The sequence below is a fragment of the Acinetobacter guillouiae CIP 63.46 genome (assembly GCF_000368145.1).
GTDB classification, from domain to species: Bacteria; Pseudomonadota; Gammaproteobacteria; order Pseudomonadales; family Moraxellaceae; genus Acinetobacter; species Acinetobacter guillouiae.
Window position 1 is genome coordinate 784,852 of record NZ_KB849283.1, and the last position, 24,978, is coordinate 809,829.

Sequence of the window (24,978 nt, forward strand, 5' to 3'; positions counted from 1 at the left end):
TGGACTTTGTGTTATTTGCTCATGCATTAAAAATGGATGAAGACTTTTTGAGTTAATCCCATAAATCCTAATAATGCGTTGCAAATAACATAAGCCCTTCTTTAATCTTAGCCTTAGATTCTGTTTGGCAGTCCCCCATCAAGACCAAATCAAAAGCAAGAATCATCTTGTTTAAATACTCTAACCAAATTTGATTTAATTGCGCCTCACTAAAATCATTCACTTGCGCTTCATTCACCACCCAAGTTGGAATAGACATATTTTTGCCTTTGATAATCAATTGTCGATACGAACGCAATACTGAAAGTGTTTTGTTTGCAATTTCTTTTTTTGGGTCAGAATAATACGAAATAGGAACAAATCCATATCCCTCAATCCAATTAAAAATGCTTTCTTTTAAATCTAGGCAAATCTCGAATATATTATGAGATATTTTTTTTAAAATCATGACTTTTATAACTCCTTTAATTTTCAAAAAGCATGGCTGTTTTTATATAAATATATTTTGAATAAATTTACAAATACTTGCACCACCTGTCATCTCATAAGACAATAGCCACATTATAGATTCAAATTTGCTTAGGCTATTTTCATGTCCCTACCTTTAGATGTTCTTGGCGGAATTACTGCTGAACAATTCCTCTCAGAATACTGGCAAAAAAAACCTTTATTGGTTCGTAATGCTTTACCTGAAATTGCCAATATCCTTGTTCCAGATGACGTCATGGAGCTTGCTCTGGATGAAAACATCACAGCACGCCTGATTAAGCAAAAAGACAAAGATCCAAATCAATGGTCAGTAAAATCATCACCGCTCATCAAAGGTGATTTTCAAAAAATGCCAAAACTTTGGACCTTATTGATTCAAGCTGTAGATCATTATTCATTTGATTTAGCAGAGCTTTGGAAGAAATTTCCTTTTATTCCACAGTGGCGTCGTGATGACATTATGGTCTCTTATGCTGCTAAAGGTGGTTCTGTAGGTCAGCATTTTGACTTTTATGATGTATTTCTTGTACAAGGTTATGGACACCGTCGTTGGCAACTTGGACAAATGTGTGATGCTGAATCTGAATTTGTTGAAGGGCAGCCGTTAAAGCTACTTCCAGAAATGGAGATCAATTTTGATGAAGTTTTAGCGCCAGGTGATTTACTTTATGTCCCACCAGGATTGTCACATTATGGTGTAGCGGAAGACGATTGCCTAACCTACTCTTTTGGTTTCCGTATGCCGAATATTACAGACATGATGGATCGTGTCAGCGATAAATTTGTCGAAGACCAACAACTACGTAATCCGCTTATCGACATCTTACGGAATAAACAAAACCCGATTGGGCAAGTAACACAAGCTGAACTCGATTATTTAAAAACTGAATTATTGGCAAAATTAAACAATTCTAAAGTGTTAGAAGATGCCATTATGAGTCTAATGGCTGAAGCAAAGTACCCTGAAAATATTCCAGATGCTGAAGCGATTGGCACTGGAGATTTAGAAGAAGTTCTTGACCAAGGCTATTTACTACAAATTGAGCCAGCCTCTCGATTAATTTATCTTCAACAGAATCATGAATTATTATTCTGGGCAAATGGTGAATCGATCTGTATTTCTGAACAATTTGCACCCCATTTAAAGCAGATTGCAGATGGACAAAGTGTCAAACTCAATCATGAATTGTCTGATGATGAAATATTAGAGGACATTGCTGGATTATTAAATGAATCTATCTTGATGCTTGTTCCCACTGACGAATAAAATTCGCAATCTAACTCTAACAATGTAACGCTTAAATAAAGCCTGAAAATTCAGGCTTTATTTCTATCAATTTACTTTCAGCATAACTTTAAGAAATAACTCGCTCATCCTTGCTTAAGCTGATATTTGAGTGAGCTTGAGGACTTAACCGAAGTAAAATTAAACACTTCATCCCACTAGAGATAAAGACTTTGCTGTGACTTTATTGTCCTTTTATCAGACTATTTTTTCTCATAGTTTTCGATAAACTCCGAAATCTATTGTCAATATTTTTTGTCGTTCAAGTTTTTCAAAAAAGTCTAAAGTACTACTAAAGGGATTAATGAAGTATTTTGTTAAGTGATTGAATTCAACTGTTGTCTTGAGAAAATTATAAAAGAAATATGGGTCAAGATTGCCAATACTTTCTTTGTTTCCAAGCGAAACTTCAAGAATTTGTCCTGTTATTAAATTCTCAAACATACAGTGTTCTCCATGCACAAAAAAAGACCAATCTTCCGATAGCGTTTTTTGTCCATTTAAAAAATCAGCATCTTGTATTTCGTAATAGTGTCCTGCGTTAATTTTTTCTTTTTCAGGCTGGTCTGTTTCTGTAATTAATTTATCAATAAGCACTTCAGCAATGGCTTTATAGTTGTCCATTGCTGTTAATAATTCCTGTTCTACATCAGAAGTAAGGTCGATCATATAATTACTGTCAAAATTTCAAAGCTAAATAATTAAAACTTATCCAATAAAGCCTGAAAATTCAGGCTTTATTTCTATCAATTTATTTTCAGCATAATTTTAAGAAATAATTCCCTCATCCTTGCTCAAACTGATATTTGAGTGAGCTTGAGAACTTAACTGATGCTTTAATGTCTCATTTTCCTGCTTTAGATTTTTAATTTTAAAAAACTGGAAGAATAACCCGATATAAGCAATAATAACGATCACAGAAACATAAATGGCTAAAAAACTGATACTTGGGTTTAACAATTTTGTCAGAAACTCTTCAAACATTTTCGATTCCTTTTTGTTTTCATCGCATATTGAATAAATATTTCAGTTAAATTAACTCAAATTGTTTAGAAAATAAATCATTCAATTATTAATCTAGAACCATTCTCAAGTCTAACAAATCATTACTTGAGCTTTTTCATCAATTTGGGCAATTTAGCGCTATATAAAGAATGAGATATTTACTTCATGGCAAGTCCTGCTCAAGCAATTCGACATCAACTTCTCAATACTTTTTTCTCCCGTTATTCCGTTTGGTTCCTTTGTATATTTGTATCTTTATATTTGACTTGGATTATTTTCTTTAACGAAGGTCATTATATTTATTACTTTTTTTCAGATACTGTACTGAATTTAGCTTGGATTATTTCATCCATACTGGCCGCAATTGGCTTTGCCGATATCATCCAAACACAACATTCTATTTTAAGAAATTATCCTTTAATGGGACATTTTCGATTTTTCTTTGAAGATATCCGTCCTGAAATTCGTCAATATTTCATTGAATCTGATGATGATGCCTTACCTTTTTCACGTGCACAAAGAAGCTTAGTTTACCAACGTGCTAAAAATGAAAATGCAGATAAGCCTTTTGGTTCAATTATTGATGTCTATCAAGATGACTATCGTTTTTTAACCCACTCGATGACACCCAAAACACCTGCTGATTTTAATACATTTAGAATTAGTATTGGTAATGATCAGTGCTCACAACCTTATAGTGCTTCGATCATGAATATCTCAGCAATGAGTTTTGGTAGTTTGAGTGCAAATGCCATTCTTGCTTTAAATACTGGTGCAAAAAAAGGCAACTTTTATCATGACACGGGTGAAGGGAGCTTAAGTCCTTATCACCTTGAACCCGGTGGTGATATTGTTTGGGAAATAGCCAGTGGCTATTTTGGTTGCCGTACTTTAGATGGTAAGTTTGATCCTGAAAAATTTAAGCAACAAGCAGCTTTGCCTCAAATTAAAATGATCGAAATCAAACTATCCCAAGGGGCAAAACCAGGGCACGGCGGTATTCTTCCCAAAGATAAAATCACCAAAGAAATTGCCGAAATACGCGGTGTTTCTATGGACGTGGATTGTATTTCTCCAGCGACACATTCGGCTTTTAGCACTCCTATTGAAATGATGCATTTTATTCAGCAATTACGTGAGCTATCCAACGGCAAACCGGTTGGTTTTAAATTGTGTATCGGACAACCTTGGCAATTTATGAGCATTGTAAAAGCCATGCTACTGACCAAAATCACTCCAGATTTTATCGTGGTTGATGGTTCAGAGGGCGGTACAGGTGCTGCCCCTATTGAACTGATTGATCATATGGGTACACCTTTACGTGAAGGCCTGCTTTTTGTAAACAATACCTTAATTGGCGCAGGTTTACGTTCTCAAATCAAGATTGGCGCAAGTGGTAAAATTATCAGTGCCTTTGATATCGCCAGTACTATGGCTATGGGTGCCGACTGGGTCAATTCTGCACGTGGCTTTATGTTTGCGGTGGGTTGTATCCAAGCACAAAGTTGTCATACCAACCAATGTCCTGTTGGCGTTGCAACGCAGAACAAAGAACGTCAAAAAGCACTTGATGTGCCATCTAAAGCAGACCGTGTGTTTAGTTTCCAAAAAAACACCTTAAAAGCGCTTGCGGAAATGATTGCCGCAGCTGGTTTACAACATCCTGCTGAGATTAAAGCACATCATTTGGCACAACGAATTAATGACCGTGAAATCAAAAACTATGCTCAATTGCACTTTTGGATGAAAGACGGCGAATTGCTCAGTTGTGAAAATAAAGATGAAGAAAATTTCTATTTTAGAATGTGGAACTTAGCAACTGCTGAACATTTCTAATTATTTGCAAACGAAATTTCATTAAGGAGATCAACATGATCTCCTTTTTTATATCTAGCATTTAAAAGAAGCCTAATCTTTTGCTTTTATTTAAATTTATATTGGAGTTTATTTTTACTCAAACACCATTTTAATCTAAACAATATTTAAGCAAGATATCTTAAAACACATCAAGAATATTTGCGGATGAAATTTCTAAAACACATAACCGCCACCACTATCCTTACAACGTCATTACATTGTTATGCAACTGTGGGTGGTAGACAAACAATAGAAGTATTGGGTTATGAAGCAAAACAACAAAAACTTTATCTGTTACGACACTATGAAGATGAGCGTGGGCGCTTGCCACAGTTATACTATTATCAACTCAACAGTAAAACACCTGACAAGTTGATTGAAGTACAATCGTTATATATCAATCCCAAAACACATAAAATTGACTATGATCAAGATGCTATCCAGTTTGAAAAAGACCTAAATAAAATTAAAAAGCGTTTAACACCGTTACTTATAGGAAATGCCAATACAGCAAAAATTCAAGTGGTGCAAAGTCAAACTCATTACGTCCCTGCTTGGCATGATCAATCCCAAAAGATTCCTCAATATAAAACCATATACAAAGTTACAACAGCTTCTTTAAAAAGCAAAAACCAACAAGCTATACAGTATGCTAAAACAATAAAAATCACTCAGAACTATGTCGTGCCAAATCAGAATAAGCGGCTGATTGTGGTTAAATATTTCGGCATTCCAGAAGAAACAGGCTATGATGTTGAAGATGCTGTTTTGCTCTTACCAATACAATAATGAGGATAAATCGTGTTAAAAATAATCACATCAACGCTCTTATTCAGTTTTAGCGCTCTCGCTTTTGCAAAAAGTTATAGCAATATTTCACTTGAAGTCCTCGGCTATGATTCAGATAAAAAAGCGGTTTTAATTCTTGAAAATTCAGCAAGCTATGACATTCCAAGAGTTTATCGCTATTCACTGAGTGAAAAACGCTATGATCTGCTCAAATACGATGAAAATTTTACAGGTATTACAGATCAACAAACCTTTCAGCAAAAACTTTCAAGCATAAAGACTCAGCTTAAACCGCTTAAAAAGATCGTGCTTCAAGACTTTAACGTTAATCTACTCGAACAAAGACCATCTGATACTCAAAGCTCTGACTCATTTAAAACAATTTATGGCTCGATATTTACAATATCCAGTCCGCAATATCAAAGTCTTCAACAGAATTTAACCAGTTACAGTCCAGAAATTAAACTTAAACAGGCTTTTGAACTGCCAAAAAACAAAGGGGCGCTGATTACTTTTGAATCACTCAGCTTACCTTTTGATGAAGGATATAGCCGTGAAGAAACTGTTGTTTTATTTCCTACAGATCAGCTTCCTAAATAAATAAAGCCTCTTAGGAGGCTTTATTTTTACTGCTTTTATCAATCTTGATCAATTCATTACGCCGCAGAGCGCTCAGTGATTGGTACAACTTTGCGGAGTTCTGGACCAGTATAATCCGCGCTTGGACGAATAATACGATTGTCAGCACGTTGTTCCATTACATGCGCTGCCCAACCAGTAACACGAGACATCACAAAAATTGGTGTGAATAGTTTTGTTGCAATATCCATGAAATGATATGCAGATGCATGGAAGAAATCTGCATTACAGAACAATTTCTTCTCACGCCACATCACTTCTTCACAACGTACTGATACTGGGTAAAGCACTGTATCACCAACATCTTTTGCTAAACGCTCAGCCCAAATTTTGATGATGCCATTACGCGGATCATTGTCTTTATAGATCGCATGACCAAAGCCCATGATCTTTTCTTTACGTTCAAGTTTACCCAGCATTTCACGTTCAGCTTGTTCTGGTGACGTCCAGTTTTCAATCATTTCCATCGCAGCTTCATTTGCGCCGCCATGCAAAGGTCCACGCAGTGAACCAATTGCACCAGTAATACACGAGTGCATATCAGATAATGTTGAAGCACATACACGTGCAGTAAATGTTGACGCGTTAAACTCATGCTCAGCATAAAGAATTAATGAAACATTCATCACTTGTTCATGTAATTCATTTGGCTTTTCACCACGCAGTAAATGCAAGAATTGTGCACCGATTGAATCGTCATCGGTATTTTCTTCAATACGAACACCATCATGACTAAAACGGTACCAATAACAAATGATCGCTGGCAAAGTTGCAAGAATACGGTCTGCAACATCTTGCTGTTGATCAAATGATTTTTCAGTTTCCAGATTACCTAACATTGAAACCCCTGTACGCATCACATCCATTGGATGTGAATCAGCAGGAATATGTTCCAAAACTTCTTTTAAAGCTTGTGGTAACTGGCGAAGTGATTTTAATTTGGCTTTATATGTCGCCAATTGTTCTGCAGTAGGCAATTCACCAAAGAAAATAAGATATGCAACTTCTTCAAATTGGCAATTTTCCGCAAGGTCTTGCACATCATAACCACGATAAGTTAAGCCTGCGCCACTCTTACCAACTGTAGAAAGTGCTGTTTTACCTGCAACTTGACCGCGCAATCCTGCGCCTGTAAGTACTTTTCCTTCAGCCATTTTATTATTTCTCCTGGGTGAACAGTTTATCTAGAGTGTTTTCGAAAGTGTGATAATCAAGGAATTCGTAAAGTTCTTTTCGTTGTTGCATGCTATCCAGTACATTAACTTGTGTACCATTTTCACGAATTGAACGGAAAACTTCGAGAGCTGCTTTTTGCATTGCACGTGTTGCAGACAATGGATATAGCACCATGCTGATGCCCTGTTCAGCTAACTCTTGGGTGGTGTAATAAGGTGTATCACCAAACTCTGTAATATTTGCAAGAACAGGAACACCTACTGCATCACAGACTGTTTTATACATGGTAATGTCCGTCATTGCTTCAGCAAAGATTGCATCTGCGCCAGCTTCGACACATGCACAGGCACGATCAATCACGGCTTGCAAACCTTCTTTTTGCAATGCATCTGTACGTGCCATCACAACAAAGTTTGAATCTGTTTTTGCATCAACTGCTGCTTTAATGCGATCAACCATTTCTTGTTGAGAAACAATTTCTTTATTTGGACGATGACCACAACGCTTTTGTGCAACTTGATCCTCAATATGGACAGCTGCCGCACCCGCACTAATCATTTGTTTAATTGTCCGTGCAATATTAAATGCACCACCCCAACCTGTATCGATATCAACAAGTAATGGTGTATCTACACGTTCTGTAATACGACGAACATCTTCCAATACGTTGTCTAAGCTGGTCATCCCTAAATCAGGTAAACCATAAGAATAGTTTGCCACACCAGCACCTGAAAGATAGATGGCTTTATAACCCACCTGTTTCGCCATCATCGCTGCATAAGCGTTGACTGTACCAATGATTTGTAATGGTTTTTCCACTTCTAGAGCTTGTCTAAATCTTAAGCCTGCAGACGTCTGTTGTGTCATATTCCCTTCCACAGTGGTCACTTGTTTATTGAGTTTTGAGTATAGCCATAATTTATATTTCGCATATGACCATTTAGATATATTACTCTAAAACTTTAGTCAAAGAAAAATGAATTTTGATTCATTTTTTCATTTTTGTGCACTTTTTTTAATCATTTTTTCCAATAGCACGTTTGCTAAGAAATTTATTGACATCTTTGATATAATAGTGACAACCCATTTTTCCTCAGTAATTTATGAACGAAGATTTAGCACAAGTTGAAGCTACAGGATGTGATTTTCCACAAACTAAACGTGGGCATGAGCGTCGCTTGGCATTACTGATTAGTGCAAACGATCTTTTTTTAGAGCACGGTTATGATGCGGTATCTTTAGATGACATCGTGAATCATGCAGGCGGATCAAAAGCCTCGATTTACAAATATTTTGGTAGTAAAGAAGGTCTATTTACAGCGATCTGTGACTATCGTCGTGATTTATTCTTTAAAGATATCTGCATTCCATTTAACCCCGCGTTGAATGAGCTCAGAGCATATTTGATCAATACCTTGATTAACTTTTATAAGCATATGATCATTCCTGAAAATATTGCTTTTATACGTTTGGTCTTAGAACGTTCACAAAAAGACCCACAATTGGCCGTCTATATTCATGAAAAAGGACCAAAGCAAGTACAACACTCTATTGCATGTGCCTTGGAACGTTGTGTAGAAAATCAAATATTAACCTGTGCAAATCCTTTATTTTCAGCACAATTTTATTTTGGAATTCTTAGAAATTTGGAATGGCGAATTTTAATGGGGATTGAAATCAAAGAATCTGATCAAGAAATATTCAATTGCGTAAGTTATTGTGTAGATCGCTTCTTAGAGGGCCATCAAAAGGTCTAATTTTTTTGCGTTTTCATATTCATATAGTATATTAGCTGATTCTCCTTTTTACTTTCATCAACCACCAACAATGAATTGTTGGTCAATTTCCCTATTGGTTTTGACTAAACAATTATTGTGGAGTAACCATGGCTCTACGACATTTTCTTACTTTACGTGATTTATCCACTGCTGAACTTAACCGTATCATTGAACGTGCTCAAGAGTTAAAGCGAAAACAACACAACAACGAAGTATTTCAACCCTTTGTTGGAAAAGTCATGGGGATGATTTTTGAAAAGTCGAGTACACGTACTCGTGTATCTTTCGAAGCTGGTATGAGCCAATTTGGAGGCAGTGCAATTTTCCTTTCATCACGCGACACTCAATTGGGTCGTGGTGAGCCAATTGAAGATTCTGCACGTGTGATATCGAGCATGCTTGATATCGTGATGATTCGTACATTTGGTCATGATATTGTTGAACGTTTTGCTGAATATTCAACAGTCCCGGTTATCAATGCATTAACTGACGACCACCACCCTTGCCAGCTACTTGCGGATGTACAAACATTTGTTGAACATCGTGGTTCGATCAATGGCAAAACTGTGGCTTGGATTGGCGATGGCAACAATATGTGTAATTCATATATTGAAGCTGCGCATATGTGGGGCTTTAAGTTAAAAATCGCATCACCGAAAGGTTATGAACCAAAACCTGAATTTCTTTCAGAATTTGCTCATTGCGTAGAACTTTTTGAATCAGCAGAAGATGCAGCGGTCAATGCAGATCTAATCGTGACGGATGTTTGGGCAAGTATGGGCCAAGAAGAAGAACAAAAAATTCGTGAAAAAGCGTTTGCTGCGTATCAAGTGAATGAAAAATTAATGGATTTAGCGCATCCAGATTGTCTATTTATGCATTGTCTACCTGCACATCGCGGTGAAGAAGTTTCTGAAAATATGCTGGATCACAAAAACGCTGTGGTTTGGGATGAAGCAGAAAACCGCCTACATGCACAAAAAGCCTTGGTTGAATTTTTAATCAATGAAAATTTAAACAAAGACTAATTTGTTTTGTTTTAAGATAAATAAGTACCAACACTGGTGCTTATTTTTTGTTTCAGTATAATAAAATCCATATTTTTAATATGTGTATAATTCAAATGAAATTTAAAATAATTCCTTTATTCGCAATGTCAATGTACATGCTCATTTCTCAAAGTAGTTATGCAACTGAATTAGATGATTATTTGATTCAAAAGAATTTGATTGGACAGGATTATAAAATTATAGATCAACAAAATTTAGATGATGTTTTAACTGCGTTAAGTGAAGAAGACTCTCGCGTGCTGCCTGTACAAGTCGACCAAAACACAGTGATTGAGAAAATTCATATGTATCATGATCATGTTGATTTGCAAGGTTTAATTACATCTAAAGATTTTAATCAGTTTTCAAATAGCATGGGTAAAGAAAAAACTCAGCAACTTTTAATGGAAGGTATGCTTGAAAATTGTCATTTACTTTTTGAAAATGAATTCCAACGTCAAAATCCTTATTATGTAAAAATAAAACTGATGTCTGAACAGAAAGCATATGAGCTAAAACTCAAAAATGAGCAATGCAAATTTTAATTTGTAATAATATTGTCTTGGTGCATTGTATCAGTTCACATTTTGTCTAAGCAGATTCGGTTTTTTTTCAAGTCGATCTAACGATTAAAAAATTAATATTTTTTAATCGTTTAAGATTAAGACAATTTTTAACATTTTAGCTATCTGTAACAATTTTGTCATGTAGAATACTTACTATGCCCTTCAAGGTCGTTAAGACAGTTTCAAATGACGCAGATCATGCCCGCTTCAAAAAGTTTAACCACGCCTGAATTTCAACATAGCTCTAGCAGCTATATTAATCGTGAAATTTCCTTACTGGAATTTCATAAACGTGTGTTAGCCCAAGCAAAAGATGAAACTCATCCTCTGCTTGAACGATTGAATTTTCTCATTATTTTTTCACGTAATTTAGATGAGTTTTTTGAAATTCGTGTCGCTGGATTAATGAAACAACTGGACTTCAAAACCATTACCACTGCACCAGATGGTATTCCAAACGAAGTTATTCTTGAGCAAATTTCACATAACGCACATCTTGCGATTCAAGAGCAATACGACACCTTAAATCATGTTTTATTGCCTGAGTTAGAAAACTATGGCGTCAAATTCATCCAATATAATGATATTTTAGAAAAACACGCGGAATGGATTAAAAATTACTTTTTTAAACAAGTACAACCTGTTGTAACACCAATTAGCTTAGATCCTGCTCATCCTTTCCCACGCTTGGTCAATAAAAGTTTAAACTTTATTGTCACCTTAGAAGGAAAAGATGCTTTTGGTCGCCAGATTGAACTGGCCATTGTACCCGCACCTCGTTCCTTACCGCGTGTTGTACGCTTACCAAACGAGCTTACAGACGGCGCAGAACATTACATTTTATTGTCAGCCATTATCCAACAGCATATCAGTGATTTATTCCCCGGCATGACAGCAACAGGATGCTATCAATTCCGTGTTACCCGTAATGCTGACTTAACTTTGGCAGAAGATGTCGATGATTTGGCAGTTGCATTGAAAGATGAATTATCTTCACGTCGTTTTGGTCGTGCAGTTCGTTTAGAAATCGCAGATAATTGCCCAAATTCAATTAATAATTATTTATTAGAACAATTTGATTTAGATCCACAGCATCTTTATCAAGTGAATGGTCCTGTCAATTTAACACGTCTGATTACTGATTTTGATATTCCAGAATTAAGGTTTAAGCCTTATCAAGCCGTTATTCCCAAAGCCTTAAGAAATTCAAATAAAATATTTGAAATATTAAGCAAGCAAGATTTGCTATTACATCATCCATTTGATTCTTTCCAGCCCGTTATCAATCTACTCAAAGAAGCGGCAAAAGACCCCAATGTTTTAGCAATTAAACAAACCTTATATCGTAGTGGCCCAGACTCAGAAATTGTACAAGTGCTGGCAGAAGCTGCTCGCAATGGGAAAGAAGTTACAGCGATTATCGAATTACGTGCGCGCTTTGATGAAGAGTCAAATATTATCGTCGCAAATCTTCTACAAGAAGCTGGCGCAGTTGTGGTGTATGGTATTGTCGGTTATAAAACCCATGCCAAAATGATTTTAGTTGTGCGACGTGAAGTCGATAAACTCAAACGTTATGTACACCTTGGCACAGGCAACTACCATGCTGGAAATGCACGGATGTATACCGACTATGGTTTACTCACCACAAATGATGAAATTTGTGAAGATGTACATAAAATCTTCCAAGAGCTGACAGGTATGGGTAAATTGTTAAAGCTAAAAAAACTCTTTCATGCCCCCTTCACCTTACACTCCCAGCTGTTACATTTGATTGAGCAAGAAACAGCACATGCAAAAGCGGGTAAAAAAGCCCGTATCATCATTAAAGTCAATGCATTGACTGAACCTAAGCTGATTACAGCTTTGTATAAAGCATCTCAAGCTGGGGTTAAAATAGAGCTGATTATCCGTTCAATCTGTTGTTTAAGACCACAAATTGAAGGGCTTTCTGAAAATATTAAAGTTCGTTCTATTGTCGGGCGCTTCCTAGAACATACTCGTGTTTATTATTTTTATAATGATGCCAATGAGGACTTATACTGCGCAAGTGCTGACTGGATGGGTCGAAACTTATTTTCTCGGGTCGAAACTTGCTTTCCGATTGAAGATAAAAAGCTTAAAAAACAGATTATTGAATATGGGCTGCTCAGTTATTTAAAGGACAATATTCGTGCTTGGGAACTCGATGCCAATGATCAATGGCATGCAGTTCAACCCAAAGATGATGAAAAACCTTATATTGCCCAACAGGTGTTGATGCAACAACGGATTATTCCCACTACAGCGTAATTCTTTCATATTGTTATTATCAATAATTCAGAAACACCCCTCCTTAAAAGGAGGGTTTGGATGATTAATGTGGCATTGAAACACCCCAATTAAGGCATAATTTTGGTTGATCCTATGCGTTGATTTCAATATTTTTTAAAATCAGCCAACTATAAGCCAATACCCTCAATAACCCCTTGTTGTTTTAACTGTAACAATTCTTCATCTGAACAAAATTCTTCTAAAATCGCTTTGGTATGTTCTCCTAAGCGTGGTGGCGCATTACGATATTCAACAGGTGTTCCTGTCATTTTAATCGGTGAACCAATCACATTAAAATCAGGATTATCTGTATGCGGAATATTGACCACCATTTTACGATATTGAATTTGGGGTTCATCTAAAGCATCTGCAACAGAATTAATCACGCCAACAGGTACTTTCACTGCATGAATTGCATCGACCCAATGCTTCGCGGTATTTGATAAAAAATATTCAGACAACAAAGCAACCAATTCTTGACGATATTTCACCCGATCTTGATTACGGAGATAGTTTGATTGATCTAACAATTCAGGTTTTCCAATCGCAATACATAAATCTTTAAATTGTTTATCATTGCCACAGGCCAGAATAAACTCCTTATCTTGCGCTTTAAAAGTCTGATAAGGCACAATATTGGGATGATGATTACCCATTCGTTGAGGTGCGATACCTGAACTTAAATAGTTCATACCTTGGTTGGCGAGTCCAGCAACCTGTACATCTAACAAAGACATATCAATATATTGTCCAACACCTGTTTGCTGACGAGAAATCAGTGCGGCCTGAATCGCAATTGTTGCATATAGCCCAGTCTGAATATCAACCACTGCCACACCAACTTTTTGTGAACTTGCCCCTAACTCACCTTCTTTTTCACCAGTAATACTCATCAAGCCAGACATACCTTGAATAATAAAGTCATAACCCGGTTCTTCTGCACGCGGCCCATCTTGACCAAAACCAGTGATAGAACAATAGATCAATTTTGGATTAATATGCTTGAGGGTTTCATAATCCAATCCATATTTTTTCAATGAACCTGCTTTAAAGTTTTCAATCACAATATCTGCGGTTTTCACCATGTGATGTAATAATCGCTGCCCATCCTGCGTTGCCATATCAATTGCCACTGAGGATTTATTGCGATTCGCAGATTGGTAATATCCAGATTCTCGCGTCGCTCTACCCTGTTGATCAAGCATCCACGGCGGGCCCCACATACGGGTATCATCACCAACTTTAGGGCGTTCAATCTTAATCACTTCGGCGCCTAGATCTGCAAGAACTTGTCCACACCACGGACCTGCCAGTACTCGACTCAGATCTAAAACTCGAATTCCTTGTAATGCACCCATATGTTTACCTCTATGTAAGGAGTAAGCGAATACTCCTCAATTTTACGATTTACTGAATCTGTCTAAACAAGCGTTGACTATTGTTGTTGGGGATCATATTGACGATCTTTGATAAATAAGCCAGGTAATACTCCTGCAACAAAATAAGCTGCGCCCATCACGATAAATGCCGTCATAAATGTACCTCCCGAAGCAAGGAAACCAATGGTTGCTGGGGCAATTGCAGCGCCTACTCGCCCAATGTTATATGCACCACCAATTGCTGTACCTCGGACATCGGTAGAAAATGATTCCGCCATATAGGTCGCATTTACACCATAAGGGATGCCATATAAGAAACCAAAAGTGATCAATAAGTACAAAATATTGTCTGGTGTATTGAAGATAATAATCACAGGTAAGAAGACAGCGCTGGCTATAGTACCGAACACAAATACCGCACGACGATTAAATTTATCTGCCAAATATCCCGCTAAGATCTTGCCTAGAATCATTGCTGTATATGAACCCACCATATAGCTGGTCATGTTTTTAAAGTTCATATGCACTTCTGTTTCTAGATAACTTGGCATCCAATTGTTGATTCCGTAGTAACCAAATTGTAAGAAGAAGGCCGTAGTCATCCACAATAAAAACATTTTACGGTGCTTAAAGTTGGCAAAAATTTGTTTATAAATACTGCCACTTTTCGCTTTCTCGGGAACTGTGGCTTCAACTGGTTTCTTGCCTTGAAGCTGATTGATTTTGTTGAGCTGCCAAGACTTTGGTTCAGGTACAAAACGTTGCAAGAAAATATTGATAAATGCTGGAATAACCGTGATAAAAAACAAGACTCTCCAACCATGATCAGGAATAATCGCACCAGCTAATAATGTAGCAACAATATATCCAACGGTTTGCCCTGTTTGTAATGTACCCAATACCGTAGTTCTATACGTTGTAGGAACATATTCAGCCATAAGGGTATTGCATGCCATATAAAGCGCCCCAATCCCTAGTGCACCAATAAATCGTAATGCCATAAATTGTTCAAAACTTTGGGTAAAGCCTAACAAACATGTTGCAACTGAGAAAAACGATACCGAATTGGCAATGGTACGTACGCGGCCAAACTTATCACATGCCCATCCACCTAAAATCCCACCAATCCCCATACCTGCCAGAGAGGCACTGCCTAAGGCGCCAGCCTGAAAAGTAGATAATGTAAACTCACCTTTTAAACTGGTTAAGCTATAGGACAACAACATGATATCTACACCATCGACGACCATAGCGAAATAGGCAAATAAAAGTGCCCATTTCCAAGTATTTGGGCCTATTTTTTCAAAGGTTCCAATATTGGATGGCATGGATAATTTTGTTGAAGTTGTAACTGATCGAACATCATTGTTCATTTTTCCTCTACCTCATTTTCCCAAATGAGTCATCGGTCACTTTTTATCTTTCTCTCTACTTATTTCTTTGTTATTTTTATTGCATCAATCTAGAGTTAAGTATGAGAGTTAAAAGAATAATCAGATATTTTTCACGATGAATCCTTTTATCATTGATTTATTTTTACCTTAGTTTTTATAAAATTTAAGGCAAAAAATCCTACAAGGGATGCTAGATTTAAGCATCCCTGTTTTAAAACAGTTGATTTTAGTTACTAAAGGCAGCAATACCAGTTTGTGCACGCCCGAGAATTAAGGCATGTACATCATGGGTACCTTCATAGGTGTTGACCACTTCCAGATTGACCAAATGACGAGCGACACCGAATTCATCACTGATGCCATTACCCCCCATCATGTCTCGAGCAACACGCGCAATATCTAAAGCTTTACCACAATTGTTGCGTTTAATCAGTGAAGTGCCTTCAACAGAAGCAATGCCTTCATCTTTCATACGACCAAAACGTAATGCGATCTGCAGCCCTAAAGCAATTTCAGTTTGCATATCTGCAAGTTTCTTTTGCACCAATTGATTCGCAGCCAATGGGCGTCCAAATTGTTTACGATCCATCGTATATTGGTGTGCAGTGTGCCAGCAAAACTCTGCCGCCCCCATCGCGCCCCATGCAATACCGTAACGTGCACTATTTAAACAAGTAAATGGTCCACGCAAACCACGAATTTCAGGAAATGCATTTTCTTCAGGAACAAAAACATTGTCCATCACAATTTCACCGGTAATCGATGCACGCAAACCGACTTTGCCATGAATCGCAGGCGCAGAAAGTCCTTCCCAACCTTTTTCTAGGATAAAGCCACGAATTTCACCGATATTGCCTTCAGCAGAAACTTCTTTGGCCCAGACCACAAATACATCAGCGATTGGACTATTGGTAATCCACATTTTTGCACCAGTCAAACGATAACCACCTTCGACCTTTTTAGCACGGGTGATCATACTGCCTGGATCTGAACCATGATCAGGTTCTGTTAAACCGAAACATCCAATAAACTCGCCAGTAGCTAATTTAGGTAAGTACTTTTGTTTTTGCTCTTCAGAACCAAATTCATTGATAGGCACCATCACCAATGAGCTTTGTACACTTGCCATTGAACGATAACCCGAATCTACGCGTTCAATTTCACGGGCAATAAGACCGTAACTGACATAGTTTAGACCTGCACCACCGTATTCTTCAGGGATTGTCGGTCCCAGCAAACCTAACTCACCCATTTCACGAAAAATAGAAGCATCTGTTTTTTCATGGCGGAATTGTTCCAAAACTCTTGGCATCAGTTTGTCTTGTGAATAGGCATAAGCAGCATCACGAATCATGCGTTCTTCAGAAGTAAGTTGCTGTTCCAATAAAAATGGATCTTGCCAATTAAATTGAACACGTGCCGTTTTTGTAGAATTAACCATTTGATTCATAGCATCCTTTGCTGAACATATCTTGTTGTCTTAGTAGTGATGTTAGGTGTGAAAATTCATACTTTCAAACGATTAATTCTCACTCAGATATTCCATTTACGCATATCTTATGTTTTTATAACATGGCTCGCTCAATGACTACTGTTCAATTATGTTGGTGTTAAACGAGGCTTTTTAACAAATTTTTATCATCTTTACGTCCTCTTATAAATTTTTATTTGAGGTAAAACCAAGTAACTTGATGAAAGATTCATTGCAAACATCTGCTTTGCTTTAAGTTCTTTTTGCTAGATATGAATAGATTAAATTTAGTCTTAACTAAACTTTGATATTCAAGGAATGAATATGCGTAGAATGATTCCCTCATTACAATCACTAATATGTTTTGAAGCGGCTGCCAAGCATCTAAGCTATACCTTTGCTGCTCAAGAGCTGCATCTTACTCAAAGTGCTATATCTCGCCAAGTACAACAACTCGAAGATTTTTTAGGACTCAATCTATTTAACAGAACACGGCATGGCGTTGAATTAACACAAGCTGGTGAACATTATTATAAAAACATCAAAGCTCATTTATTGGGTATTGAACAAAGCACACTCGATTTAATGAGCCATAAAGGTTTAGGCGGTACTCTAAAATTAGGGGTTGTACCGACATTTGCAACACGTTGGCTCTTACCCCGACTGTATAAGTTCAACGAAATATATCCTGAAATTACCATTCATTTAGAGACCAGTACCAAACCCTTTTTATTCAGTGAGCATATTTTCGATGCTGCAATATATACAGGTACACCTGCACAAATTGAAAATTGGCCGGGTGCAAAAGTCCACTATTTAATGAATGAAGATGTTGTTCCTGTGTGTTCTGCTGAGTTAATTTTTAAGCATTTTCCAGAGCTAAGAGGGCCTTCCGGAGATTTACGTCGAAGCTTAACGGCGGAAGAAATTGCCACGCTGCCCTTGCTCCAACAAACCACACGCCCCTATATTTGGAAAGAGTGGTTTGAAGTTTCTGGTTATGAGCATCCTTTTGCATTAGAAGGACAACGGCATGAGTTATTTTCGATGCTTGCGGTGGCAGCCATACATCATATGGGGGTTGCGCTTATTCCACAAAAACTACTTGAAAAAGAACTGCGCTCAGGTGATTTAATTATTGCCTCAGAAATTAAGCTAAAAGGTTCACGTGCCTATTATTTTGTCTATGCAGAACAACAGCAAACACCCCTCATTGCTAAATTCATTGAATGGTTATTGGCAGAAGTTGAACGATCACAAAGTACTTTTTTAAAATAACGCGATTTCGAGTTAAACAATAGCTTATACAAGATTTTTAGAATGCAGTTTAGCTTCTATATTGTGATGAAAAAACTTAGCTTGTAGGAGATGAAAAGAACAGCGCCTACAACTGAAAATACAAGCCTACTCCGCTATTTTTTAATATCTATACAGTATCTTTAATAAGAGTAGGCTAAAAAACAAATGAATGACTACAGATCTTAAAATTTAAGCGCTAAACCCAATATAACGATAAAAATCTTGATCCCCTACAACACCTAAGCTTGTTTTATAAATCAGGTAATCAGGATAATTACTCTCAGATAATTCATTGAAAATATTCAATCCCTGATCATCATGAGCATGGATTTCATCGACGCTACGGGGCATGGTGGCTTCAAATTCATCTGAAATATATTCAAAGCCTAAATCCATCGCAATAAACAAGGTATGTATACACGGTTGTAGATATTGTTCTTCATTCCAATCAATGACCGCATGTTGGCAATGTGGGCATGTAACATTTTCTTGAGAATTTTCTAAAGTGATCAGTTGAAATGGCATACGCTTTGGAACAGAATAAAATTGTATTTTAAACGAGTTAGGGAAATTAAACACTCGTTTTAGATAAATCTAAAATTGCTTTTCATATTTTATAAATACACGAAACAAAGCTAAGGATATTATGTCAACGATTGAAAAAGCGATTGCTTTAGCAGCTCGTAAACACGCAGGCCAAAAAGATAAAGCGCAACAGCCTTATATTTTTCACCCTCTGAGGTTGATGTTCAAAGTTAAAACACCCAATCAACAGATTGTTGCTGTATTACACGACATCTTAGAAGATACCGACACCACTGTGGTCGATTTAATCTCACTTGGCTTTAGTCAAGAAATTGTCGATGCCGTTGTTGCCTTGACCAAAAAAGAAGGTGAATCTAGAATCGAAGCCGCCTACCGTGCAGTAAAAAATCCAATTGCACGTGTGGTAAAACTGGCAGATGTTGCTGATAACATGGATATCACCCGTATTCCACATCCGACCACTAAAGACCTTTTAAGATTAGAAGAATATAAGCAAGTTCAAAATATTCTCATGACAGGCAATGCCTAATCTTAGAAAATTTTCACAATTAATAAGTTGACTTGATGCAACAATTAAGTTTAATAGTGCGTCATTGTTGCAATTATGGAATGTATTTATGCTCACTGATTTGGATGACTTTTACTGCTTTGGTTTGGTTGTAGAGCATGGGGGATTTAGTGCGGCTGAACGTGCAACGGATATTCCTAAATCCAAGCTCAGTCGCCGTGTATATAATTTAGAAGAAAAATTAGGAGTTCGTTTAATTCAACGAAGTTCACGTCATTTCGCAGTTACAGACATTGGTATGAATATTTACCGCCATGCCCAAGTGATGATGAATGCAGCACAATCAGCACATGATTTGGTCGATCATCTCAGTGAACAACCACGTGGTGTGATTAAAGTCAGTGTACCTGTGACCGTTGCGCAAAGTGAATTGTCAAAAATCCTTCCTGACTTTTTAAAAACTTATCCTGAAATCAGAGTACAACTTTTAGTCAGTAATCGTCGAGTAGATATCATCAATGAAGGTTTTGATGTTGCCTTGCGTGTGCGCGCAAATCTGGATGATGACCCAAGCCTAGTACTGAGAAAGTTTGGACATATTGAACAGCATCTTCTTGCAAGCCAAGCCTATTTAAATGAATTTGGTATGCTAAAAAAACCAGAAGATTTATCTGAACACCGAATTTTAAGTATGGTTGATGAGCACTTAGATCAACAAATGGTGTTACATGATAGTGAAAACCAGCAGAAAAAAATTAAAGTTAACCCGATAGTTATGGGTTCAGATTTAATGATGCTGGCAAAATTAGCCAGTCAAAATTGCGGTATTGCCTTATTGCCAGACACCATTGCCAATGATTTTGTCGCAACAGGTGAATTGGTTCGTGTCTTACCCGAATGGAAAGCACCGCACGGGATCTTTCATGCTGTTTATCCTTCTCGCCGAGGCTTACTCCCTGCGGTAAGAGTCTTTATTGACTATTTGGTTAAGCACTTAAGTAAGTGTTGAGCAACTTATCTTCATCATCACTAATCCTAGGATTATTTCAATAGACAAGCCGATCTAAATAAATTGACAAAGATGGACTGCAATCTGGTGTCCATCTGGTGCTATTTTTGATACCATCGCTACTGCTTAATTCCAATGTTTTTCTGATTTATATGACTTCATCTTATCAACAACAGCTTGATGCCAAAATTGAACGAATCCAAACTCAATTCGCAGAATTTAATCCACCTTCGTTAGAAGTATTTGCTTCACCTGAACAAAACTTCCGTATGCGTGCAGAATTCCGAATTTGGCATACTGACGATGATATGTTCTATGCCATGTTTGAACGAGATGAAAATCAACAGAAAACCGTTGCCCGTATCGATGAATTTCTGATTGCAGATCAAAGTATAAATCAGCTCATGCCAGTTTTATTGGCTGAGCTAAAAGCCAATTTAGTCTTATCAAAACGGCTTTTTGAAGTGCATTTTCTAGCAACGCTCAACGGCGAAATGCTGGTTTCATTGATTTACCGTGCGCCACTGAGTGAAGAGTGGAAAGTTTTAGCAAAACAATTGGCTGCTAAGCTGAATGTTAAAATCATTGGTCGCAGTCGCGGACAAAAAGTTGTCTTAACCGATGAATTTGTTGTTGAAGAATTACAAGTCTTTGAGCGTAAATTTCAATATAAGCAAATTGAAAGTAGCTTTACTCAACCCAATGCACAAGTTTGCCAAAAAATGTTGCAATGGGCTTGTCAGTCAGTAGAGGGCGAAAATAAAGACCTACTCGAATTGTACTGTGGTAATGGTAACTTTACCCTTCCCTTATCCTTGAGTTTTAACCGTGTTTTGGCAACTGAATTAGCGAAATCTTCGGTCTATGCGGCACAGTGGAATATTCAACAGAATCAGATCGACAATATTCAAGTTGCACGCCTGTCAGCAGAAGAGTTTACTCAGGCCTATAACGGCGAACGTGAATTCCGTCGTTTACAAGAAGCAGAAATAGACATTCAGGGCTATGAGTTTGATACAGTTTTTGTTGATCCACCACGTGCAGGGATTGATGACGATACGTTAATGCTATTGCAAGGTTTTCAACGTATTCTTTATATTTCATGCAATCCAGATACATTACACGACAATTTAAAAACCTTGCTTAAAACTCATAAAATTGTGAAATTTGCGATGTTTGATCAATTCCCCTACACCCATCATGTAGAATCTGGGGTTCTTCTCGAAAAAATTTAAACAATTTATTACAAGATTAGACTGCTATGTAAATTAGCATGGCAGCTATTTATTTAAATTATTTATTGATATATCATTAAGTTATAAATCATTTAAAACATGGCCCTTTAACAAACCGTTTAAAACATATCAAATCATCGAAAAAATCAGCCTATAACTCGACCATCTATTTCGCTCAGATCTTGTATTTTATTAAAAAACGGCTATATTTCGAACTATGTTAGGTTGTGTATGAAGGCTCTATGAGTTTTTGGCAAAAGCTGTTTACGGCTGAAGATACATTGCAAAATGAACATAAAAATCAAATTGCATGTGTTGAAAATGATTGCTCTTGTAAATCCAATGATCAACTTTTATCAGCATTGATGAAAGCGACAGATCAGGATGTGATTACTGGGATTAAAAAGGTACTTATCTCTAGAGGTTTCAGTAAAAAAGAGTTAAACCAATTACAGCATCCACCTATTCAATAGTCATGGATGACCGCTAAGAAAGAAAAAGCATTCAGTTTACTGGATGCTTTTTTAATTCCAATAGAACAACTTTTGATGTTTCTCCTTGCCTTGTATACAATTATTTCAAAGAATAGATAAACGCAGAATCAACAATGAAAATTAAAATTGTTATTTTTTTATTATCACTCAATGCTTCAATTACCTATGCAGATATCAACGATGATGAGATTCAAGCCATAGAAGATTTAAGTGATCAAGTATTAGCAACCAAAAATCTTGCCAAACTTGAACCACAAATTAAGGCTCAAATCCAGAAAGCCCAACCTAATGTGCAAAAACTGTTAAAAGCCAAAGACATTGAATATAACGATTCTGTCTATTTACACAACTATGCGATTCTGACTTCTGGATATGCTGAATATTTGCTTGAACAACACTGCACCACGCTCTCTCAGCCTTTTCAAGAACTTACTGAACAAGCGTATTTTGCGTTAAAAAAGCGTGATCCTAAAGATACAATCGCAATCAATAATTTAGGGTTATTCTACGCGCAAATGTCGGTGTATTATCGGAAAAACATAGACCCAACGCCACGTCTAAACTATTTGCTAAAGGCTGAACAACTATTTGAGACCTTAATGAAGTTGCAACCAGACAATGAGGAGTATGAGAGAAATTATTATGCTGTACTCAGTGACAAACTGATGCTGTTACAGAAATATCATCGTGATCAGAATGAGCAAAAACGCCTCATCAATATACTTAAAAAGCCTTTATTTCACTATTTATCTGATCCAAATCAAGCTTTCGATGCAGGAAATTTTATTATTTTAGCGCAACAGTATTTTAAATATCTCAATCGCGAAGACCCGAAACTTGCTGAAAAATGGTTGCGTGATAATCAGGCTAAAATTGAAGCTGTGGTGAATAAGAATCGGAAGCAAACTCAGCGAGAAAAGGAATTCCTCGCTGAATTCTATGCCCTGCTTGGTCAAACGGATCGAGCACTGTCCTACTTAAAACAATTGGAATTTTCTGATGAGAACAATACAGAACCATCCTCTTTTGAAAATGAACCCAATCTTGCCAATTTAAGGCTAAATCCTGAATATCAGAAATGGTTTAAACAATATAAACAGGATTATGCTGCATATTGTAAAGCAATTCCCAAAGTATGTAAGATTAATCAACTTGAAACAACACAAGATACATTAGAATAATGCTGTTGAAGACTTAACGAATCAAACCTTGCGGTTGCAGAATAATCACCAAAGCCCCAATGATTACAATACATCCGCCAAACAAATCCCAGCGAGTTAAGCTGACTTGATCGACAAATTTCAGCCACATCAGTGCACTAAAGATATAGATACCGCCATATGCGGCATAAATACGCCCTGAAGCAGCCGGGTGCAAGGTTAATAGCCAGACAAATACCGCCAAACTTAACACGGTAGGTATCCATAACCAATGGCTTTTATTTTGATTCAGAATCAAATAAGGAAAATAACAACCTAAAATTTCTGCAACAGCTGTGACAAGAAATAATAAAATCGTAGTTAAAATTTTAGTAAATGCAATGTCCATTGATACTCAAAGAATAATCATGAAGTTAGAGTATATGTGATTTTCACGCGAGCTAAGCAATAAAATTTTGAGCAGACTAAAACAACTAAGCTTTTATCTATAAATTGTAGTTGTTGTTTGCCTCATCCACAAAAGCATACATTATTAAAATATGTTGATGAATGTGCCTTGTTTAAAATAGGATAAAATATCAGCATCTACATTTTTTGGTTTTTTATGGATGAAAATAAATCATTTCGTGTTTAATTTCTTCATTTTCCTCTGGCTTAGCCAAAATGTAGATGCAGCAACACTGAGTCTTCCGCTGTGGCCCAATAGCGCGACACTTGCACCATCCAGTGAACAATATACGATAAATAAGCATGGTGCTATTGAGCATATCATCTCTCCTCAACTGCGGGTATATCCCCCCAAACAGAGCAATCACATCGCTATTTTAGTCATTAGTGGTGGGGGTTATGCCAGAGAGGAGTTGGCCAAAGAAAGCACGCCAACTGCACAGTTTTTACAAGAACAGGGATTTACTGTATTTGAATTAATTTACCGCTTACCTAATCAGGATGGCAATAATCTGCTTGCACCCTTTCAAGATGGCCAAAGAGCCCTGCGTATCATTCGTTATCAAGCACATCAATTCAACATTGATCCAGACAAAATTGGTGTACTGGGTTTCTCCGCAGGTGGACATTTAGCTGGAATCATTACGACACAATGGCAACAACAATTTTCGAATTTAAATGATCCGATTGATCAAATTTCTGCTCAGCCTAATTTTGTGGCGCTACTCTATCCAATCATTAGTATGCAAGCGCCGCTTGATCATACCCATGCTTATAAAAGCTTATTTGGCTCAAAACATGATTTAGCCAAACAAATCTTGTTTTCTGTTGATTTACAAGTCAAACAGAATACACCTCCAACCTTTTTAGCCCATGCCATAGATGATCCGATTTCACCTGTTCAGAATAGCCTCAATATGCAAACCGCTTTGCAGCAACACAAGATCGCTTATGAATTACATCTTTTCAAAAATGGTGGGCATGGTTGGGGCTTAGGCAAAGCCAATACTGAAACAATGCAATGGCCCACATTATTCCTAGCTTGGTTAAAGAAAATTGATATTTTATAAGCTTATAATTCAAAAAATAA

Annotated in this window: 25 protein-coding genes; 15 read left to right on the forward strand and 10 right to left on the reverse strand. The window is 37.0% G+C overall.

Annotation, left to right across the window (positions count from 1 at the left end):
- Nucleotides 1-67 precede the first annotated feature (67 nt).
- Complete coding sequence (locus tag F981_RS08885; RefSeq protein ID WP_004720683.1) at nt 68-448, reverse strand: hypothetical protein; 381 nt, start codon at nt 446-448, stop codon at nt 68-70.
- 144 nt (nt 449-592) lie between these two features.
- Between F981_RS08885 and F981_RS08890 the strand changes: the two genes are divergently transcribed.
- A complete protein-coding gene (locus F981_RS08890) occupies nt 593-1,756 on the forward strand; it encodes a ribosomal protein uL16 3-hydroxylase (protein WP_004720685.1) in 1,164 nt (387 codons plus the stop codon).
- A gap of 231 nt (nt 1,757-1,987) precedes the next feature.
- Here F981_RS08890 and F981_RS08895 read toward each other — a convergent pair whose 3' ends face one another.
- Nucleotides 1,988-2,443: a DUF6896 domain-containing protein gene (locus tag F981_RS08895; protein ID WP_004720687.1), complete on the reverse strand. Its 456-nt coding sequence runs from the start codon at nt 2,441-2,443 to the stop codon at nt 1,988-1,990.
- A 99-nt stretch (nt 2,444-2,542) separates the two neighbouring features.
- A complete protein-coding gene (locus tag F981_RS08900) occupies nt 2,543-2,758 on the reverse strand; it encodes a hypothetical protein (protein WP_004720689.1) in 216 nt (71 codons plus the stop codon).
- A 186-nt stretch (nt 2,759-2,944) separates the two neighbouring features.
- On the opposite strand from F981_RS08900, the gene F981_RS08905 reads away from it, so the two are divergent.
- The 3 genes from F981_RS08905 (at nt 2,945) to F981_RS08915 (ending at nt 6,025) form a co-directional block, all read left to right on the forward strand.
- Entirely contained in the window at nt 2,945-4,615 is a 1,671-nt protein-coding gene (locus F981_RS08905) for an FMN-binding glutamate synthase family protein (RefSeq protein ID WP_004720693.1), read from the forward strand.
- 186 nt (nt 4,616-4,801) lie between these two features.
- A complete protein-coding gene (locus F981_RS08910) occupies nt 4,802-5,425 on the forward strand; it encodes a hypothetical protein (protein WP_004720695.1) in 624 nt (207 codons plus the stop codon).
- Between the two features lie 12 nt (nt 5,426-5,437).
- The gene (locus tag F981_RS08915) at nt 5,438-6,025 is read left to right on the forward strand and encodes a hypothetical protein (RefSeq protein WP_004720697.1); all 588 of its coding nucleotides are present in this window, start codon (nt 5,438-5,440) and stop codon (nt 6,023-6,025) included.
- 56 nt (nt 6,026-6,081) lie between these two features.
- On the opposite strand, the gene prpC is transcribed toward F981_RS08915, so the two are convergent.
- Nucleotides 6,082-7,218, reverse strand: coding sequence for a bifunctional 2-methylcitrate synthase/citrate synthase (gene prpC, locus F981_RS08920; RefSeq protein ID WP_004720699.1), 1,137 nt, complete (start codon nt 7,216-7,218; stop codon nt 6,082-6,084).
- Nucleotides 7,219-7,222: 4 nt separating this feature from the next.
- Nucleotides 7,223-8,107, reverse strand: a complete 885-nt coding sequence (gene prpB, locus F981_RS08925) for a methylisocitrate lyase (RefSeq protein ID WP_004720700.1) — start codon at nt 8,105-8,107, stop codon at nt 7,223-7,225.
- A gap of 236 nt (nt 8,108-8,343) precedes the next feature.
- On the opposite strand from prpB, the gene F981_RS08930 reads away from it, so the two are divergent.
- The 4 genes from F981_RS08930 (at nt 8,344) to ppk1 (ending at nt 12,925) form a co-directional block, all read left to right on the forward strand.
- The gene (locus F981_RS08930) at nt 8,344-8,997 is read left to right on the forward strand and encodes a TetR/AcrR family transcriptional regulator (protein ID WP_004720703.1); all 654 of its coding nucleotides are present in this window, start codon (nt 8,344-8,346) and stop codon (nt 8,995-8,997) included.
- Between the two features lie 128 nt (nt 8,998-9,125).
- Nucleotides 9,126-10,046, forward strand: a complete 921-nt coding sequence (gene argF / locus F981_RS08935) for an ornithine carbamoyltransferase (RefSeq protein ID WP_004720705.1) — start codon at nt 9,126-9,128, stop codon at nt 10,044-10,046.
- 95 nt (nt 10,047-10,141) lie between these two features.
- Nucleotides 10,142-10,612, forward strand: a complete 471-nt coding sequence (locus F981_RS08940) for a hypothetical protein (protein ID WP_004720706.1) — start codon at nt 10,142-10,144, stop codon at nt 10,610-10,612.
- Between the two features lie 207 nt (nt 10,613-10,819).
- On the forward strand, nt 10,820-12,925 hold the full coding sequence (gene ppk1 / locus F981_RS08945) for a polyphosphate kinase 1 (RefSeq protein ID WP_004720708.1): 2,106 nt from the start codon (nt 10,820-10,822) through the stop codon (nt 12,923-12,925).
- A 149-nt stretch (nt 12,926-13,074) separates the two neighbouring features.
- Here ppk1 and F981_RS08950 read toward each other — a convergent pair whose 3' ends face one another.
- From F981_RS08950 to F981_RS08960, 3 genes are all read right to left on the reverse strand, one after another.
- Nucleotides 13,075-14,304: a CaiB/BaiF CoA transferase family protein gene (locus tag F981_RS08950; RefSeq protein ID WP_004720710.1), complete on the reverse strand. Its 1,230-nt coding sequence runs from the start codon at nt 14,302-14,304 to the stop codon at nt 13,075-13,077.
- A gap of 77 nt (nt 14,305-14,381) precedes the next feature.
- The gene (locus F981_RS08955) at nt 14,382-15,698 is read right to left on the reverse strand and encodes an MFS transporter (RefSeq protein WP_004720711.1); all 1,317 of its coding nucleotides are present in this window, start codon (nt 15,696-15,698) and stop codon (nt 14,382-14,384) included.
- 247 nt (nt 15,699-15,945) lie between these two features.
- Nucleotides 15,946-17,169 carry an acyl-CoA dehydrogenase gene (locus F981_RS08960; RefSeq protein WP_004720713.1) on the reverse strand — a complete coding sequence of 408 codons (1,224 nt, stop codon included), beginning with the start codon at nt 17,167-17,169 and terminating at the stop codon, nt 15,946-15,948.
- A gap of 345 nt (nt 17,170-17,514) precedes the next feature.
- On the opposite strand from F981_RS08960, the gene F981_RS08965 reads away from it, so the two are divergent.
- Nucleotides 17,515-18,468 carry a LysR substrate-binding domain-containing protein gene (locus F981_RS08965; RefSeq protein WP_004720715.1) on the forward strand — a complete coding sequence of 318 codons (954 nt, stop codon included), beginning with the start codon at nt 17,515-17,517 and terminating at the stop codon, nt 18,466-18,468.
- A gap of 210 nt (nt 18,469-18,678) precedes the next feature.
- Here the strand turns inward: F981_RS08965 and F981_RS08970 are convergent, their stop codons facing one another.
- Nucleotides 18,679-19,014 (reverse strand): hypothetical protein, encoded by a 336-nt coding sequence (locus F981_RS08970; RefSeq protein ID WP_004720717.1) that lies wholly within the window; start codon nt 19,012-19,014, stop codon nt 18,679-18,681.
- 121 nt (nt 19,015-19,135) lie between these two features.
- Here F981_RS08970 and F981_RS08975 point away from each other — a divergent pair, with 121 nt between their 5' ends.
- The 5 genes from F981_RS08975 (at nt 19,136) to F981_RS08995 (ending at nt 23,462) form a co-directional block, all read left to right on the forward strand.
- Nucleotides 19,136-19,564 (forward strand): HD domain-containing protein, encoded by a 429-nt coding sequence (locus F981_RS08975; RefSeq protein WP_004720720.1) that lies wholly within the window; start codon nt 19,136-19,138, stop codon nt 19,562-19,564.
- A gap of 88 nt (nt 19,565-19,652) precedes the next feature.
- On the forward strand, nt 19,653-20,552 hold the full coding sequence (locus F981_RS08980) for a LysR family transcriptional regulator (protein ID WP_004720721.1): 900 nt from the start codon (nt 19,653-19,655) through the stop codon (nt 20,550-20,552).
- Between the two features lie 152 nt (nt 20,553-20,704).
- Nucleotides 20,705-21,787: a tRNA (uridine(54)-C5)-methyltransferase TrmA gene (trmA, locus tag F981_RS08985; protein WP_004720724.1), complete on the forward strand. Its 1,083-nt coding sequence runs from the start codon at nt 20,705-20,707 to the stop codon at nt 21,785-21,787.
- A gap of 242 nt (nt 21,788-22,029) precedes the next feature.
- A complete protein-coding gene (locus F981_RS08990; protein ID WP_004720727.1) occupies nt 22,030-22,260 on the forward strand; it encodes a hypothetical protein in 231 nt (76 codons plus the stop codon).
- Between the two features lie 134 nt (nt 22,261-22,394).
- On the forward strand, nt 22,395-23,462 hold the full coding sequence (locus F981_RS08995) for a hypothetical protein (RefSeq protein ID WP_004720728.1): 1,068 nt from the start codon (nt 22,395-22,397) through the stop codon (nt 23,460-23,462).
- A gap of 13 nt (nt 23,463-23,475) precedes the next feature.
- Here F981_RS08995 and F981_RS09000 read toward each other — a convergent pair whose 3' ends face one another.
- Nucleotides 23,476-23,829: a YnfA family protein gene (locus F981_RS09000; RefSeq protein WP_004720731.1), complete on the reverse strand. Its 354-nt coding sequence runs from the start codon at nt 23,827-23,829 to the stop codon at nt 23,476-23,478.
- 220 nt (nt 23,830-24,049) lie between these two features.
- Here F981_RS09000 and F981_RS09005 point away from each other — a divergent pair, with 220 nt between their 5' ends.
- The gene (locus tag F981_RS09005; RefSeq protein WP_004720733.1) at nt 24,050-24,958 is read left to right on the forward strand and encodes an alpha/beta hydrolase; all 909 of its coding nucleotides are present in this window, start codon (nt 24,050-24,052) and stop codon (nt 24,956-24,958) included.
- Nucleotides 24,959-24,978 lie beyond the last annotated feature (20 nt).